Annotated in this window: 14 protein-coding genes; 13 read left to right on the top strand and 1 reads right to left on the bottom strand. The window is 42.7% G+C overall.

Annotation, left to right across the window (positions count from 1 at the left end; all coding sequences use genetic code 11):
- The first annotated feature begins 16 nt into the window (after window positions 1–16).
- On the top strand, window positions 17–1,744 hold the full coding sequence (locus tag C5Z25_RS09370; protein ID WP_105452373.1) for a phospho-sugar mutase: 1,728 nt from the start codon (window positions 17–19) through the stop codon (window positions 1,742–1,744).
- A 63-nt stretch (window positions 1,745–1,807) separates the two neighbouring features.
- On the opposite strand, the gene C5Z25_RS09375 is transcribed toward C5Z25_RS09370, so the two are convergent.
- On the bottom strand, window positions 1,808–2,362 hold the full coding sequence (locus C5Z25_RS09375; protein WP_105452374.1) for a M15 family metallopeptidase: 555 nt from the start codon (window positions 2,360–2,362) through the stop codon (window positions 1,808–1,810).
- 160 nt (window positions 2,363–2,522) lie between these two features.
- On the opposite strand from C5Z25_RS09375, the gene C5Z25_RS09380 reads away from it, so the two are divergent.
- The 12 genes from C5Z25_RS09380 to whiA all read left to right on the top strand — a co-directional run bounded on the left by C5Z25_RS09380 (window position 2,523) and on the right by whiA (window position 16,997).
- A complete protein-coding gene (locus C5Z25_RS09380) occupies window positions 2,523–3,719 on the top strand; it encodes an MFS transporter (protein ID WP_105452375.1) in 1,197 nt (398 codons plus the stop codon).
- A gap of 109 nt (window positions 3,720–3,828) precedes the next feature.
- Window positions 3,829–4,476 (top strand): YfbR-like 5'-deoxynucleotidase, encoded by a 648-nt coding sequence (locus C5Z25_RS09385; RefSeq protein ID WP_105452376.1) that lies wholly within the window; start codon window positions 3,829–3,831, stop codon window positions 4,474–4,476.
- 180 nt (window positions 4,477–4,656) lie between these two features.
- Window positions 4,657–6,660: an excinuclease ABC subunit UvrB gene (uvrB, locus tag C5Z25_RS09390; protein ID WP_105452377.1), complete on the top strand. Its 2,004-nt coding sequence runs from the start codon at window positions 4,657–4,659 to the stop codon at window positions 6,658–6,660.
- A 12-nt stretch (window positions 6,661–6,672) separates the two neighbouring features.
- On the top strand, window positions 6,673–9,528 hold the full coding sequence (gene uvrA / locus C5Z25_RS09395; protein ID WP_105452378.1) for an excinuclease ABC subunit UvrA: 2,856 nt from the start codon (window positions 6,673–6,675) through the stop codon (window positions 9,526–9,528).
- 59 nt (window positions 9,529–9,587) lie between these two features.
- Window positions 9,588–10,064, top strand: coding sequence for an S-ribosylhomocysteine lyase (locus C5Z25_RS09400; RefSeq protein ID WP_105449931.1), 477 nt, complete (start codon window positions 9,588–9,590; stop codon window positions 10,062–10,064).
- A 232-nt stretch (window positions 10,065–10,296) separates the two neighbouring features.
- Window positions 10,297–11,535, top strand: coding sequence for an argininosuccinate synthase (locus tag C5Z25_RS09405; RefSeq protein WP_105452379.1), 1,239 nt, complete (start codon window positions 10,297–10,299; stop codon window positions 11,533–11,535).
- Entirely contained in the window at window positions 11,532–12,938 is a 1,407-nt protein-coding gene (gene argH, locus C5Z25_RS09410; protein WP_105452380.1) for an argininosuccinate lyase, read from the top strand. The genes C5Z25_RS09405 and argH overlap by 4 nt, the downstream gene beginning before the upstream one ends.
- A 137-nt stretch (window positions 12,939–13,075) precedes the next feature.
- Entirely contained in the window at window positions 13,076–13,405 is a 330-nt protein-coding gene (locus C5Z25_RS09415; RefSeq protein ID WP_105452381.1) for a heavy metal-binding domain-containing protein, read from the top strand.
- Window positions 13,406–13,496: 91 nt separating this feature from the next.
- Window positions 13,497–14,033 (top strand): HdeD family acid-resistance protein, encoded by a 537-nt coding sequence (locus C5Z25_RS09420; RefSeq protein WP_105452879.1) that lies wholly within the window; start codon window positions 13,497–13,499, stop codon window positions 14,031–14,033.
- Window positions 14,034–14,170: 137 nt separating this feature from the next.
- Complete coding sequence (rapZ, locus tag C5Z25_RS09425) at window positions 14,171–15,055, top strand: RNase adapter RapZ (RefSeq protein ID WP_105452382.1); 885 nt, start codon at window positions 14,171–14,173, stop codon at window positions 15,053–15,055.
- A complete protein-coding gene (locus tag C5Z25_RS09430; protein WP_105449936.1) occupies window positions 15,052–16,053 on the top strand; it encodes a gluconeogenesis factor YvcK family protein in 1,002 nt (333 codons plus the stop codon). The genes rapZ and C5Z25_RS09430 overlap by 4 nt, the downstream gene beginning before the upstream one ends.
- An 11-nt stretch (window positions 16,054–16,064) precedes the next feature.
- Window positions 16,065–16,997: a DNA-binding protein WhiA gene (gene whiA, locus C5Z25_RS09435; protein WP_105452383.1), complete on the top strand. Its 933-nt coding sequence runs from the start codon at window positions 16,065–16,067 to the stop codon at window positions 16,995–16,997.
- Window positions 16,998–17,046 lie beyond the last annotated feature (49 nt).

A 17,046-nucleotide genomic window follows, 5' to 3' on the forward strand; every position in this document is an offset into this window, starting at 1 on the left:
AATTGGGGATGGTCACTTGAGTTGGAAAGAAACTTATTCAACTTGGAAGCAACAGGCAACACTCGAACCAAGCCTAAAAGCAGAATTAACGAATTTAGCAGGTGATGAAGCGACGTTAGAAGATGCCTTTTATCAGCCAATGGAATTTGGAACGGCAGGGATGCGTGGCATTCTTGGCCCTGGGATTAATCGCATGAATATCTATACGGTTCGTCAAGCAACGGAAGGGCTTGCACGATTCATGGATACGTTACCAGCTGAAGTTAAAGACCGTGGCGTGGCAATTAGTTTTGATTCGCGCCACCATTCTACCGATTTTGCTCATGAAGCAGCGCATGTTTTAGGGGCGCATGGCATTAAATCATTTGTATTTGAAGGGTTACGACCAACGCCTGAATTATCTTACACTGTTCGTCATCTAAAGACCTATGCGGGGATTATGATTACGGCTAGTCATAATCCGAAACAATACAATGGTTATAAAATTTATGGTGAAGATGGCGGTCAAATGCCGCCTAAGGAATCTGATTTAATCACATCATATATTCGCAAAGCCACTGATTTATTTGCCATTGAAGTGGCTGATGAAGCTCAATTGTTGGCTGATCACACCATGACAATGATTGGTGATGATGTGGATCAAGATTACTTGGCTGAAGTTAAAAAGATTACCATCAATCAAAAGTTAGTTGATGAAGTGGGGAAGGACATGAAGCTTGTGTTCACACCATTACATGGGACTGGCCAGATGTTGGGTGAAAAAGCCCTCCGCAATGCAGGCTTTAAAAACTTTAGTATTGTTAAAGAACAAGCCATTGCTGATCCCGAATTTCCAACGGTTAAGTTCCCTAATCCTGAATTTCCATCTGCTTTTAAGATGGCGATTGAATTAGGTAAAAAAGAAGGCGCCGATGTTTTAATCGCGGTCGATCCTGATGCTGACCGGTTAGGGACAGCAGTGCGTCAGCCCAATGGTGACTACGTGTTATTGACGGGTAACCAAATTGCGGCGCTCTTGTTACATTACATCTTACAAGCCAATAAAGATGCTGGCACGTTACCAGCGAACGCTGCTGCGGTGAAGTCGATTGTTTCGAGTGAATTTGCAACGAGGGTAGCGGCATCATACCACGTCGATATGATTAATGTCTTAACTGGCTTTAAGTATATTGCGGAACAAATTGAACACTTTGAAGCGACTGGAGAACACACCTTTATGTTTGGCTTTGAAGAAAGCTATGGTTATTTAATCAAGCCATTCGTGCATGATAAGGATGCTATTCAGACCACTGTCCTCTTGGCAGAAGTGGCTGCTTACTACAAACGTCAAGGTAAGAACTTGTATAATGGGTTGCAAGATTTGTTTGCTGAATATGGGTATTTCCGTGAAAAGACGACTTCAGAAGAATTTGATGGTGTTGGTGGTAGTGATAAGATTGCAGCCCTCATGACTAAGTTCCGTGAAGAAGCACCCGTTGAATTTGCGGGCCATCAAGTTGTTTCAACTGAAGACTTCCAATCACAAGTTGAAATCTTTGCAACTGGCAAAACAGCGCCAATTGCGTTGCCAACAGCGAATGTTTTGAAATATAAGCTAGCCGATGGGACTTGGATTGCAATTCGGCCTTCAGGGACTGAACCTAAGATTAAATTTTATATTGGGACCTTAGGAGATTCTTTGGATGCTGCTAATACGAAGTTAGAACAATTTGACCAAGCCATCCAAGCTTTTATTAAAGCTTAATGGATTGCTGAACTTGAATGTAAAAGGTATGCCGCTGATTTTTTCAGGGCATACCTTTTTTATTTAATAGTCATTGGGATTGGCAGCTAGGGGCTGATAATCCGCCATTTCAGCATCTCGATAATCCCACCATTCATTGGCATAACCGACAAAGCCGGCGGTAGTCATCGCCGTGTTGAGGATTTGGTAATAATGGTCTTGAATTGCAGTCCGGGGCGCATCTCGATGAGCTAATGGACTAAAGTCATCAAACGCAGTCGGCATTGGACAGTCTTCACCAGTTGCGGTGACCAAAGTTAAATCAAGGGTAACGCCCTTTTGGTGACTGAAATTTGGATCGGGCGGTGCGACAAATTCTGGATCAGGGTAGGCTTCAAATAAACGTTTTTGAGCGCTGACTGGTCGATAAGCATCCCAAATTTTTAACCGGAGCTGATGTGTTTGCACGAGGGCATTCGCGTGGGCTAATTTTTGCGCCGTGCCAGTCCGGGTGATGGCTGTAGTGAAATCATAAATAACCTGATGGGTAAAATTATTTGGCGTGGCATAGCGTAAGTCCACGACAATATTGGGGTCAAGTTTTTGTAAGTTAGTGAAACCAGTTAATTCAGGGGACATTTTGCAGACCTCCTTAGGATTTGATACCTTTAATTGTACGCAAGTTAGGGTGGTTTGTCTGGCGATAAGGGTTGCAAGCTTTAAAGTAGACAAGGGCAATGGCGGTTGTTATGATGGACCGTATTGTGTGAAAAAAATAAAACAACCAGAGGTGAAGCTAATGACACGCCAAACGCGACGAGCCATTTTTATTTTAATTTTTAGTGAATTTTTAGTTTGTTTAGGGATCAGTTTAGTTATTCCAGTAATGCCATTTATTAAGAATGATCTCAAACTAACTGCAACGGATATGGGTATTATGAACGCTTTATTTGCGTTGGCGCAATTTGTCGCTTCGCCTTTGATTGGTCGATTATCTGACCGCATTGGTCGTAAACCAGTCTTAGCGGGCGGGCTATTCTTATATATGGTTTCAGAATTCTTGTTTGCTTTGACTAATCAGTTATGGGTGTTTAATATTTCCCGGCTGATTGGTGGCTTATCGGCGGCAATGGTCGTGCCAACTGCGATGGCCTTAGCTTCTGATATTACAACCAAGCGACAACGAGCTAAGGTTATTGGTTGGTTATCAGCGGCCTTTAGCGGTGGATTGATTTTAGGTCCAGGGATTGGCGGTATTTTAGCAGGAATCAGTTATAAGACACCATTTTGGGTGGCCGGTAGTTTGGGCTTAATTAGTGCGATTGTCTTATTAAGCTTACTCCCGAGTGATGCTGAAACCTTGGCTCAACGTGAACCAGAGCGGGATTCGAAGGCTGAGCCAGCCAGTCATCCGTTAAGTCGCGCCTTTTGGACTGTGCCGATTATCATTTTATTTACGATGATTTTAGTCTCTTCATTTGGGTTGCAAGGATTCGAAAGTATCTACAGTATTTACGTTAACGAAGTCTTTCATTTTAGTTTAAGTAACATTGCGATGGTCTTAACTTTAAATGGCTTAATTTCGTTATTTTTACAAGTAGCGTTGTTCGATACTTTTGTGCAAAAATGGGGCGAACGGCGTGTTATTCGCGTTTGTTTTGCGGCGGCGGCTATCTGTACCATTTGGATTACTCAAGCGCACACTAAATGGGAAGTCATGATTGCAACTTTGGTCATCTTCTCGGCATTTGACCTATTACGACCAGCGATTACGACTTTATTGACTAAAGCCAGCGAGTCCAATCAAGGTTTGATTAACGGGTTGAACATGTCACTAACAAGTGTGGGTAATATTGTGGGGCCTATCATGTCCGGCATGTTATTGGATATGAATACGCATTATCCGTATATTGTGGTGGCAGGATTCCTAATTGTGTCTTATTTGATGGCCTTCTTACTGCATCGGCCGCAACAGCCGCTACCATCAACTAAATAATGAGTTAAACGGGACTAGCAAGGCTGCTGGAACCGTTTTTTTGTTGCTTGTCAGTAGTAGATTTGGTACACTGAGGCCAATTTAAGTGAGGTTAGGACGGTGTTTAAAAATGGGTATGCATCAATATTTACAAAGTTTGAGTAATTTAGAAACGATTCAACGGGCGCCCGGATTTTTTAAGTATCAGAATCATTCAGTCGCGGCCCATTCATTTAAGGTTGCTGAGATTGCGCAGTTCTTAGGGGATGTTGAAGCTAATGCTGGGCAGGAAGTTGATTGGCGGGCCCTGTATGAAAAAGCGTTGAACCATGATTATAATGAGCGTTTCATTGGCGATATCAAAACGCCTGTTAAATATGCGACTAAGACCCTCCGGGAAATGTTAGCGGATGTCGAACATAAGCTGTCCCAAAACTTCATTCAAAATGAAATTCCAGCCGAGTTTCAGGTAGCCTATTCGCGCCGGTTGTCGGAAGGCAAAGATGCGACGTTAGAAGGTCAAATTTTATCGGTAGCGGATAAAATTGACTTACTTTATGAATCATTTGGTGAAATTCAAAAAGGTAATCCGGAATCAGTATTTACGGCAATCTATCAAGAAAGTTTGAAAACCATTGTGGCGTTCAAACAACTGGCAAGTGTGCAGTATTTTTTGCAAGCAGTCTTGCCAGAAATGTTGGCTGAGTCGTTTACCAATCAAGAAAAAATGCAAGCCTTGACGCAACAAATTCTAGGCGCAACGACGCAACCTGATTAATGGCGAAAGTATGTTCGATATGCTAAAATGAATAGCGGTTTTGTAAGTGATAGGGAAGCCACGGCTTGCCTATTTTTTATGAGGAACGACGCCAGTTAAATGGCGAACGACCGGGATTAAGTCGTATTAGTCCGGTTAATGATGGAAACTTAAAAATAGCTTTTAGAGGAGGAGTCGCTTTTGATTGATCGTGTCGATAATAATCAATTTGATTTGGTTTCTGAGTATCAACCTACTGGGGATCAACCTCAGGCCATTCAGCAATTAACGGCTGGCTTAAATGCGGGTGAAAAAGAACAGATTCTGTTAGGTGCCACCGGGACTGGGAAAACTTTTACGATTTCAAATGTCATTGCGCAAGTTAATCGGCCAACCTTAATTTTATCGCATAACAAAACGTTAGCTGGTCAACTATACGGGGAATTTAAAAAGTTTTTCCCACACAATGCGGTCGAATATTTTGTCAGTTATTATGATTACTATCAACCAGAAGCCTACGTGCCTTCCAGTGACACTTATATTGAAAAAGACTCGGCCATTAATGACGAAATTGATAAGTTACGCCATTCGGCAACGAGTTCATTGTTGGAACGAAATGATGTGATTGTTGTCGCTTCGGTTTCCAGTATTTTTGGGTTAGGTGATCCGACTGAGTATAAGAATCATGTGGTTTCTTTACGAGTGGGCATGACTTTAGAGCGAGATGCGTTGTTACGTAAACTCGTGGATATTCAATTTGATCGTAATGATATTGATTTTCAACGGGGACGTTTCCGGGTTCATGGTGATATTGTTGAAATTTTTCCAGCTTCGCGTGATGATCACGCCTTGCGGGTTGAATTTTTTGGTGATGAAATTGACCGGATTCGAGAAATCGATGCGTTAACAGGTGAAGTGGTTGGTGATCGGGACCATGTTGCCATCTTCCCAGCGACGCATTTTATGACGAATGATGACATTATGGAACAAGCAATTGATGGCATTGATGCTGAATTGGCGGACCGTTTAAAAACATTAACAGCGGATGGCAAGTTGTTGGAAGCCCAACGGTTAAAGCAACGGACGACCTACGATATTGAAATGTTACGTGAGATGGGTTATACCAACGGGATTGAAAATTATTCTCGGTTTATGGATGGCCGCCATCCCGGCGAGCCGCCATATACGCTATTAGATTTCTTTCCGAAAGACTTTTTAATGGTAGTTGATGAGTCCCATGTGACGATGCCACAAGTTCGTGGTATGTATAACGGTGACCGCTCACGTAAACAAATGTTAGTGGATTATGGTTTTCGGTTGCCAAGTGCGCTCGATAATCGGCCTTTAAAGTTGGCCGAAGTGGAACAACACGAAAATCAGGTCGTGTATATGTCAGCGACTCCTGGTCCTTACGAAATGGATCGTACGAAGCATGTGGTCCAACAAATTATTCGACCAACCGGATTATTAGACCCTAAGATTGAAGTGCGGCCAATTATGGGACAGATTGATGACCTAGTTGGTGAAATTAATGCGCGGGTTGAACGTAATGAACGGGTCTTTGTCACGACCTTAACCAAGAAAATGTCCGAAGATTTAACGGATTATATGAAAGATTTAGGCATTAAAGTGCGTTACTTGCATAGTGATATCAAGACGTTGGAACGAACTAAGATTATTCGTGATTTACGGTTAGGTAAGTTTGATGTCTTAATTGGGATTAACCTATTGCGTGAAGGGATTGACGTTCCGGAAGTGTCATTAGTGGTTATTCTGGATGCCGATAAGGAAGGCTTTTTACGAAATGAACGCTCGTTAATTCAAACTATTGGCCGTGCTGCACGGAATGAACATGGCTCGGTCATTATGTACGCTGATAAGACCACCGTTTCCATGCAAGCGGCAATGGATGAAACTGCCCGGCGGCGGCAGATTCAAGAGCAGTATAATCATGATCATCACATTACACCGCACACGATTAAGAAATCAATCCCAGAGTTGATTGCCTCGACGAAAGCAACGACTGATACCGGTAAAAAGGATGATTTCTTAGAAACAGATTTTGATGATATGACCCATGAACAACAACTCGATATGATTAGTAAGTTAGAGGAACAGATGAAGACGGCGGCTAAGAAGTTAGACTTTGAACAGGCTGCAACGTTACGCGATACTGTCATGGAATTAAAAGCGCAGATTAGCTAGGAGGTCATTTTTTTGGCGAACGATAAGATTGTCATTCACGGGGCACGAGCCCATAATTTAAAAAATATTGATGTCACGATTCCGCGGAATAAATTAGTAGTCGTGACGGGACTATCCGGTTCCGGTAAGAGTTCGCTGGCATTTGACACATTGTATGCAGAAGGGCAACGACGCTATGTTGAAAGTCTGTCAGCGTATGCACGGCAATTCTTAGGGCAAATGCAAAAGCCGGATGTTGATTCAATTGATGGGTTAAGCCCTGCAATCTCAATTGATCAAAAGACGACGTCCAAGAATCCGCGCTCAACGGTCGGTACGGTCACTGAAATTAACGATTATTTACGTTTGTTGTGGGCACGGGTTGGGCAACCAATCTGTCCGAATGATGGGACGTTAATTGCTAGTCAAACCGTTGAACAAATGGTTGATCGGGTGCAAAAATTACCTGAACGGACTAAACTACAAATTCTATCACCAGTGGTGCGTCAAAAAAAAGGCGAACACAAAAAGATCTTTGAAAAGATCAAGCGTGAAGGTTTTGTGCGTGTCCGAGTTGATAATGAGGTTCATGATATCGGGGAAACCTTTGAACTGAATAAGAATCAACAACATACTATTGAAATTGTGATTGACCGTATCGTGGTCAAGTCGGGTGAACGCTCACGGTTATTTGATTCGTTTGAAGCGGCGCTACGTTTAAGTGGGGGCTATGCGATTGCAGATGTCATCGGTGGCGACCCAATTCTGTTTTCTGAACACTATGCTTGCCCAGTCTGTGGGTTCACGGTGGGTGAACTTGAACCACGGTTGTTCTCCTTTAATGCGCCCCAGGGTGCTTGTCCTGATTGCGAAGGCTTAGGTGTTAAGCTTGAAGTTGATGAAGATTTAGTGGTTCCAGATAAAAGCCTGACATTAGCCGAAGGGGCTTTGGCACCTTGGAATCCGATTAGTTCACAATACTATCCCGAGATGTTAAAGCAAGCTTGTGAACAGTTGTCGATTCCGATGGATGTGCCATACGAAGATTTAAGCAAAGCTGACCGTCAGACGGTCTTATTTGGTTCGGAAGGTCAACAATTCCACTTCCATTATCAAAATGATTTTGGCGGTGTGCGTGATGTGGATGCTGTCTTTGAAGGGGTTATCAATAACGTCGATCGTCGTTACCGGGAAACCAGTAGTGACTTCACACGTGACGTAATGCGTAAATACATGACAGAATTAACTTGCCAAACTTGCCATGGTTTCCGCTTGAATCGGAAAGCCTTAGCAGTTAAGGTCGGTGGTCAACATTTAGGCACCGTTTCAGCGGAAGCTATCGGGGATGAACTCGACTTTTTTGCACAATTGAAGTTATCAGCGCAAGAATTAGTCATTGCGCAACCGATTCTAAAAGAAATTCGTGATCGGTTAACGTTCTTACAAAATGTGGGCTTATCTTATTTGACGTTAAGTCGTGCTGCTCGGACCTTATCTGGGGGCGAGGCCCAACGGATTCGCTTGGCTACTCAAATTGGATCGAATCTATCAGGTGTGTTGTACATCTTGGATGAACCGTCGATTGGGTTACATCAGCGGGATAATGATCGGTTAATTAAGTCGTTAAAGAAAATGCGTGATTTAGGCAATACGCTAATCGTAGTTGAACATGATGAAGATACGATGCGAGCGGCGGATTACATTATTGATATTGGACCGGGCGCTGGTGAAAATGGTGGTGAAGTCATGGCCGCTGGGACGCCAAAACAAGTGGCCCGCTCCCGTAAATCATTAACGGGTCAATATCTAGCCGGCAAACGATTCATTCCAGTACCTGCGACGCGGCGGCCTGGTAATGGCAAAAAGATTCGAATTACTGGTGCGGCTGAAAATAATTTGAAGCAAATTGATGTGGACTTTCCCTTAGGTGAATTAGTCGTCGTAACCGGGGTTTCTGGATCAGGTAAGTCAACGCTGGTTAATGATATTTTGAAGCGTGCTTTAGCCCAAAAATTAAATCATAATTCAGAAAAGCCCGGGACCTATCACTCAATTAGTGGCGTCAAAAATATTGAACGCTTAGTTAATATTGACCAAAGTCCGATTGGCCGTACGCCACGGAGTAATCCAGCGACGTATACTGGCGTCTTCGATAATATTCGGGATTTATTTGCACAAACTAATGAAGCTAAGCTTCGCGGGTATCAAAAGGGGCGCTTTAGTTTCAATATTAAGGGCGGCCGTTGCGAAGCTTGTCATGGTGACGGGATTCTAAAGATTGAAATGAACTTTTTACCCGATGTTTTTGTGCCGTGTGAAGTTTGTCATGGGCAGCAATATAATTCTGAAACTTTGGAAGTTGAATACAAAGGGAAAAACATTGCGGATATTTTAAAGATGACCGCTTCAGAAGCCGTTAAGTTTTTTGAACCGATTCCTAAAATTCGACGGAAATTGCAAACCTTAGTGGATGTTGGTCTCGGTTACGTTAAGTTAGGCCAACCAGCAACGACACTATCTGGTGGTGAGGCCCAACGGATGAAGTTGGCATCAGAATTGCACAAACAACAATCTGGGAAGAATTTCTATATTTTGGATGAACCAACGACCGGATTGCATAGCGAAGATATTCGTCGACTCATCGGCGTTTTGGAACGCTTGGTGGATGCCGGCAATACAGTTTTGATTATTGAACATAACTTAGATATTGTTAAGTCGGCGGATCACTTGATTGATTTAGGGCCAGAAGGTGGCGCGGGTGGTGGTCAAGTCTTGGCGACTGGGACCCCAGAAGCAATTGCCGCTGTGCCTGAAAGCTATACTGGTCAATACTTGAAGTCAGTCTTAGTGCGAGATGCTGCTCGACAGACAACTCCGGTAACCAAATAACCCAAGGTTTGTGGTACACTAACTATGTTATTAGAATTTAATTAGAGGAGTGTTTCAAAATGGCTAAAGTAGAAAGTTTTGCATTAGATCATACGAAAGTTTTAGCACCCTACGTGCGTAAGATCACAGTTGAACATGGTGCCAAGGGTGATGCCATCACTAACTTTGATTTACGGTTAGTTCAACCCAATCAAACGGCGATTGATACCGCAGGGTTGCATACTATCGAACACATGTTAGCTGGGTTATTGCGTGATCGGATGGACGGCGTCATTGATTGTTCACCATTTGGTTGCCGAACTGGGTTTCATTTGATTACTTGGGGCGAACACAGTACTGAAGAAGTGGCAAAAGCCTTAAAATCTTCCTTAGAATTTATTGCAGGCCCTGCCAAGTGGGAAGACGTTCAAGGCACAACGATTGATAGTTGTGGGAACTATAAAGATCACTCACTATTTTCAGCTAAGGAATGGTCAAAGCTGATCTTATCACAAGGGATTTCTTCTGATCCATTTGTGCGTCAAGTGGTTGAATAGATTTAAAATTTAATATAAAAAAAGTTGTCATAGCCAGTCGGTTATGACAACTTTTTAGTTTAAAATGAGAACGAAAATACATTAATTTATGAATAAATGTATAAATAACCGTTTTTAAAGTGAATATTTCGTTTTACTTGAATATTTTATATAAATCATTGCATAAAGTTAAAATGGGTGGTACGATACTGTCATTGAGAAGCGATGTTTAAAATTATGGAGGTATAAATCAATGGTCAAACAAAATGATAAAATTATTCTTGCTTATTCAGGTGGATTAGATACGTCGGTTGCCATTAGCTGGTTAAAAGACAAAGGTTATGATGTCGTCGCTTGCTGTATTGATGTGGGTGAAGGCAAAGATATGGCAGCGATTAAAGCGAAGGCCTTACAATTAGGTGCCGTTTCGTCATACATGATCGATGCAAAGCAAGAATTTGCCGCCGAATATGCCTTAATTGCGTTACAAGGGCATACCTTGTACGAAGGTGAATATCCATTAGTTTCAGCCTTATCACGACCATTGATTGCTAAAAAATTAGTAACCTTAGCAAAGCAAGAACACGCGGTTGCCATTGCGCATGGTTGTACAGGTAAAGGGAACGATCAAGTTCGTTTTGAAGTTGCCATCCATGCTTTAGCGCCAGATATCAAGATTGAAGCGCCGGTCAGAGATTGGCACTGGTCACGCGAAGAAGAAATTGACTATGCTAAAAAACACAACATTCCGGTGCCAATCAAATTAAACAGTCCTTACTCAATTGATGAAAACCTTTGGGGCCGGGCTAATGAATGTGGTATTTTGGAAGATCCTTGGGAAGGTGCGCCTGCTGATGCTTTTGATCGGACCAATGCATTAGCCGACACACCCGATACACCGACAACTTTAGAGATCACGTTTGAAGCTGGGGTACCAGTCGCATTAGATGGTGAAACCTTAAATTTAGCTGATTTGATTGTTAAATTGGACAAAATTGCCGGTGAACATGGTATCGGCCGGATTGACCATATTGAAAATCGGTTAGTCGGGATTAAGTCACGGGAAGTCTATGAAGCCCCAGCTGCAACGGTTTTACTAAAGGCTCATAAAGATTTAGAAGATTTAACTTTTGAACGTGAATTAGCTCATTTCAAACCTTTAATTGAACAAAAGTTAGCCGATACAATCTATAATGGCCTTTGGTTCTCACCATTAATGGATGCCATGTTGGCGTTCTTGAAGCAGACGCAGGCCGTTGTGAATGGTGTGGTCCGGGTTCAATTATTTAAAGGAAATGTCATCACTGAAGGCCGGAAATCACCAAACTCATTGTATGATAAGAATTTAGCCACCTATACAGCGGCTGATGAATTTGATCAACAAGCGGCGGTTGGCTTTATCAAGCTTTGGGGACTACCAACGCAAGTTAATGCGCAGGTTCAAGCGAAGGCACAAGCTGATGCACAAGCGACGCAGGCACATGTCGAATGAGTACGAAAAAATTATGGGGTGGCCGATTCACAGCAACCGGTGCCAAGTACGTAGATGAATTCGGTGCTTCGATTGGTTTTGATCAATTATTAGCTGCCGAAGATATTGCCGGTTCATTAGCGCACGTTAAGATGCTTAAAAAGACTGGTATTTTACCAGCCAATGAAGTTGATCAAATTGTCGCCGGGTTGGAAAAATTATCCGAACAGTTAGCGGCTGGTGAATTGACCTTTGATACGGTCAATGAAGATATTCACATGAATATTGAGGCATTATTGACGGCTGAAATCGGACCGGTAGCCGGTAAGTTGCATACGGCGCGATCGCGGAATGATCAGGTAGCGACTGACTTTCATTTGTATCTGAAACATCAGTTGCCACAAGTCTTGGATCGTTTACAAGCGTTAGAGACCGTGTTGGTTGATAAGGCTAGCGAAAATGTTGAAACGATTATGCCTGGTTATACGCATTTACAACATGCACAACCCATTTCTTATGCGCACTATTTATTGGCGTACTATCAAATGTTCAAGCGTGATATGGAACGATTTGAATTCAATCAGCAACATACTGATATTTCACCATTGGGCGCAGCGGCTTTGGCCGGGACGACCTTCCCAATTGATCGGGAGTATAGTGCCAAATTACTAGGGTTCAGTGCGGTTTACCATAATAGTTTGGATGCTGTTTCAGACCGGGATTTCGTGCTTGAATTTCTAAGTAATGCCGCCATTTTAATGATGCATTTATCGCGGTTCTGTGAAGAACTAGTTGCTTGGAGTAGCTATGAATTTAAGTATATTAGTTTGAGCGATCAGTTTTCAACGGGGAGCTCCATCATGCCGCAAAAGAAAAATCCTGATATGGCGGAATTAATTCGCGGGAAATCTGGTCGAGTTTACGGAAACTTAATGAGTCTGTTGACCGTGATGAAGGCAATTCCGTTGGCTTATAACAAGGATTTGCAAGAGGATAAAGAGGGCGCTTTTGACACGGTGACTACTGTGTTGACCAGCTTGCACGTCTTTACGGGGATGCTGGCGACCTTAACTGTGAATGAGGACCGGATGGCAGAAGCGACGGTTAATGATTTTTCCAATGCGACGGAATTGGCGGACTATCTTGCTAATAAGGGTATTCCGTTTCGAGAAGCGCATGCGATTGTTGGCAAGTTAGTGTTAGATGGGTTGCAGAAACACCGGCCATTACAGGATATTCCATTAGCTGAATATCAACAGATTTCACCGTTGATTGAAGCGGATGTGTATCATGATTTGGATGCTAAAGTGGCTGTTGAACGACGGCATTCCTTGGGTGGGACGGGCTTTGACCAAATCAAGCTTGAGTTAGCACGTGCTCGGACCCAGTTGGCAGCGTATCAATCAGCAACAAACCAAGATTAGCAGGTCAGTTGATTATTAGTGTGGAGTTTGGGCAAAAGCCCAGACTCCTCTTTTGTTTTCCAAGCCTGTTATTGCTTAATTAGTTGTCACAATTAACTTAAACCGGTATATTGAGAGTATTAAAAGGAGGTTATCAAATGACAAAAATTTTAGTGACGACCACGGAACAAGTTCCCGGCCAAACTTATGAAATTATTGGTGAAGTTTTTGGAGTCACAACGCAGTCTAAGAATCTTTTCCGCGATATTGGGGCATCACTTAAGAATGTGGTTGGTGGCGAAGTCAAAGATTATACCAAAATGTTAAATGAAGCGCGTACTATGTCGGTAGAACGATTACGGACTAATGCAACGGCGCTAGGTGCGGATGCCGTCGTGATGATGCGATTTGACTCCGGGTCAATTGGCACCGATATTCAATCAGTTGTCGCATATGGCACGGCTGTAAAATTTACCACCACGGTCTAAGTTAGGGTTTATTTAAGGTTGTTAGAACAATTGGAAACTCTTTCATGAACTGGTATGATAGAATCAAAGAGAATTGGAGATGTTATTGCGTATGTTTAATGATCATCGTTGGGGCTTTGACTGGAGCGAATTCATGACTGGAATCGTGTTCTTCATTGCTGCCTATTTTGTTATGAAACAACCTAAGGCTGCGTTATTAAGCCTGGTATTCTTATTTGCCATTGCGGCAATCATTAGTGGGATTACGACGATTGCTGGTTATACGAAGCTACGTCGCGAAACGGGGTTACGAGCTAACTTCGCCTTGGTTTTTGCGATTATTGATATTTTGGTGGGCCTGCTATTCTTATTCCATGCGCCTAGTGGTATTTTGGTCTTAGGGTATGTCTTTGCGTTCTGGTTCTTAATTGATTCAATTGAACGTTTGACGGTGGTTTCACATTTAAAAGTCTTTGGTATGGGATATTACGTCTTATCATTGATTTTGGATATTGCCAGCTTAGCATTAGGGATCTTGTTAATCTTTAATCCGATGATTGCAATTATCTCATTTAATATTTTGGTGAGTGTTTACTTTACGATTTTCGGGATCAATGCGATTTTAATCGCATTTGCTCGGCGAAATTAAAAGGTACCTAGAGTTGAAAATGAGGGGCTAGGGCCAATGGCGTTAGCCCCTTTATTGCGAGCAAAACGGGGTCGTTACTAGAAATGACACACCCGGTATGCTATACTACCAACAACATCGATCAAAGGAGCAACGTTATGGCAGAATCTTTACAATTAGTAATTATCTCTGGAATGAGTGGTGCTGGTAAGACAGTCGCTGTTCAAAGCTTTGAAGATCTCGGCTATTTTTGTATTGATAATATGCCGCCAGCTTTGTTACCAAAATTTTCTGAATTGGTTGAAGAATCCGGTAAAATTAACAAAGTCGCTTTGGTGATTGATTTACGATCACGGGCGTTTTATGACGAGATTATTGATATGTTAGCTAATTTGGATAATACCGACTTCGTGTCGACCAAAATTATCTTTTTGGATGCGTCCAATGAGGAATTAGTTTCACGCTATAAAGAAACGCGGCGGGCTCATCCATTAGCCATGGAAGGTCGAATTATGGATGGTGTGTATAAGGAACGAGACTTACTAGCACCGCTAAAAGATCGAGCGTCTTACGTGATTGATACGACCACGTTAACCCCACGCGAACTGCGTGAATCAATTTTTGATAAATTTGAAACAAATGCTGATGAAACCTTTCACGTCGAAATGGTCTCCTTTGGCTTTAAATACGGCTTACCGATTGATGCTGATATCGTTATGGATGTTCGTTTTTTACCCAATCCGTATTACATTCCAGCCTTAAAGGGCCAAACTGGGCTAGATCAGCCAGTCTATGATTATGTGATGGAACAGCCGGCGACTGAGGCTTTTTATCAACAGTTTTTAGGCATGCTGGAAAGTATCATGCCAGGTTATGAAGCGGAAGGCAAGACCAGCTTGACTATCGCAATTGGGTGTACTGGTGGACAGCATCGCTCGGTGGCGCTTACTAAGCGTATCGGGGCGGCTTTAGCGAAAAGCTATAAGGTGCACATTAGCCACCGCGATATCGAAAAACGGAAGGAAACAGTTAATCGCTCATGAGAAAATATACGTTTAAGACTCAGCGACCAAAGATCGTCGTGATTGGTGGGGGAACTGGGTTGCCAGTTGTCCTCAATGGGTTGCGCAAGCAAGCGGTTGACATCACGGCGGTTGTCACAGTGGCTGATGATGGGGGTTCGTCTGGCATTATTCGCAATTATGTTAACGTCGTGCCACCAGGTGATATTCGCAATGTCATGGTGGCATTATCTAGCTTACCCCATTTATATAAAGATATTTTTCAGTACCGGTTCCAAGGTGACGACCAATTTTTTGCGGGCCATGCCATTGGAAATTTAATTATTGCCGCTTTAACCGAGATGAAATCCGGGGTCTTTGATGCGGTTCAAGAATTATCCAGCATGATGCAAGTTGAGGGCCATGTCTATCCAGCGGCCAACGAAGCTTTGACGTTGCATGGTAAGTTTAAGGATGGGTCTGAACTTGTTGGTGAAGCTGAGATAACGGCTGCACATAAGTCGTTAGACCGCGTGTGGGTGACCGATAAAGACGGGCAACGTCCCGCGGCGGTTCAGCCAGTCATTGATGCCATCATGGCTGCAGATCAGATTGTATTGGGTCCTGGGAGCTTGTTTACGAGTATCCTGCCAAATTTAACCATTGATAATATCGGCCGGGCTGTATGTGAATCAGATGCTGAGGTCGTCTATATTTGTAATATTATGACCCAAAAGGGCGAAACGGATGACTTTTCAGATGCTGACCATGTCCGTGTTTTGAATCGACATTTAGGTGAAGCTTTTATTAATACAGTGTTAGTTAATACGGAAAAAGTACCGGATGACTATATGGATTTTCACAAATTCAACGAGGTTTCACGGCAAGTAAGCCATGATTTTCGGGGGCTCCGAGATCAAGGATGTAAAGTGATTTCGTCGAACTTTTTACAATTGCGTGATAATGGGGCCTTTCATGATGGTGATCAAGTTGTCACGGAACTGATGAACTTAGTCGGTCATTCCGACATTTTAAGGTAGGAGGTAGCCAGATGTCATACGCCAGTGAAGTTAAAAAAGAACTAACTAACCTCGCTGTCCATCGCGAGAATGCGAAAGCTGAATTAATGGCCTTGATTCGAATGAATGGGACGATTACTTTAGCACATCATCATTTAATATTGAACATTCAGACGGAAAACCCGGCCATTGCGCGGCGTATCTATCGGTTATTAAAACAATTTTATGACGTCGCCAGTGAATTAATTGTGCGCCGTAAAATGAAATTAAATAAAAATAACTTGTATATCGTTCGTTTGCAGACTGGGACTGAAATGGTCTTAGCTGATTTGGGTATTTTTAAGGATTATCAAATTGTGGAAGTTGTGCCGACTGAAGTCTTAACCGATGATGCGGCGGTGCGTTCCTATTTGCGTGGCGCTTTTTTAGCCGGTGGTTCGGTGAATAATCCTGAAACGTCACGTTATCATTTAGAAATCTATTCCCTGTATGAAGAACATAATTTGATGATTTCACAAATGATGAATCAATACGGTATGAACTCGCGAACGACGGATCGTCGTGGCGGCTTTATTACGTATATCAAGGAGGCCGAAAAAATTGCGGACTTTTTATCGTTAATTGGGGCCACGAATGGCATGTTGAAGTTTGAAGATGTGCGAATCATGCGAGATATGCGTAACTCGGTTAATCGATTGGTTAACTGTGAGAATGCGAATATGGATAAGGTTGCGAATGCATCCAGTAAGCAGATTGAAAATATTTTATTGATTGATGATACGGTTGGCTTGAAGCAATTGCCACCGAAATTACAAGAAGTTGCGGTAACACGGTTAGCGCATCGTGAAGTGAGCCTCAAAGAATTGGGGACCTTAGTGCCCGGTGGCCCGATTTCAAAATCAGGGATTAATCATCGTTTACGTAAGATTAACCAGTTTGCTGAACAATTGCAAAAAGAAGCTTAATCAAAAACGAGTGGACAACACAATAAATAGTCGCGACAAGAATTTAAAT

The organism is Lactobacillus sp. CBA3605 (genome assembly GCF_002970915.1).
In the GTDB taxonomy this organism is placed as follows: Bacteria; Bacillota; Bacilli; order Lactobacillales; family Lactobacillaceae; genus Lactiplantibacillus.

Bases quoted from the DNA above. Each gene is read 5' to 3' on its own strand.
- C5Z25_RS09375 (WP_105452374.1), bottom strand. From the start codon at position 2,362: ATGTCCCCTGAATTAACTGGTTTCACTAACTTACAAAAACTTGACCCC.
- C5Z25_RS09380 (WP_105452375.1), top strand. From the start codon at position 2,523: ATGACACGCCAAACGCGACGAGCCATTTTTATTTTAATTTTTAGTGAA.
- C5Z25_RS09385 (WP_105452376.1), top strand. From the start codon at position 3,829: ATGGGTATGCATCAATATTTACAAAGTTTGAGTAATTTAGAAACGATT.
- C5Z25_RS09400 (WP_105449931.1), top strand. From the start codon at position 9,588: ATGGCTAAAGTAGAAAGTTTTGCATTAGATCATACGAAAGTTTTAGCA.
- C5Z25_RS09405 (WP_105452379.1), top strand. From the start codon at position 10,297: ATGGTCAAACAAAATGATAAAATTATTCTTGCTTATTCAGGTGGATTA.
- argH (WP_105452380.1), top strand. From the start codon at position 11,532: ATGAGTACGAAAAAATTATGGGGTGGCCGATTCACAGCAACCGGTGCC.
- C5Z25_RS09415 (WP_105452381.1), top strand. From the start codon at position 13,076: ATGACAAAAATTTTAGTGACGACCACGGAACAAGTTCCCGGCCAAACT.
- C5Z25_RS09420 (WP_105452879.1), top strand. From the start codon at position 13,497: ATGTTTAATGATCATCGTTGGGGCTTTGACTGGAGCGAATTCATGACT.
- rapZ (WP_105452382.1), top strand. From the start codon at position 14,171: ATGGCAGAATCTTTACAATTAGTAATTATCTCTGGAATGAGTGGTGCT.
- C5Z25_RS09430 (WP_105449936.1), top strand. From the start codon at position 15,052: ATGAGAAAATATACGTTTAAGACTCAGCGACCAAAGATCGTCGTGATT.
- whiA (WP_105452383.1), top strand. From the start codon at position 16,065: ATGTCATACGCCAGTGAAGTTAAAAAAGAACTAACTAACCTCGCTGTC.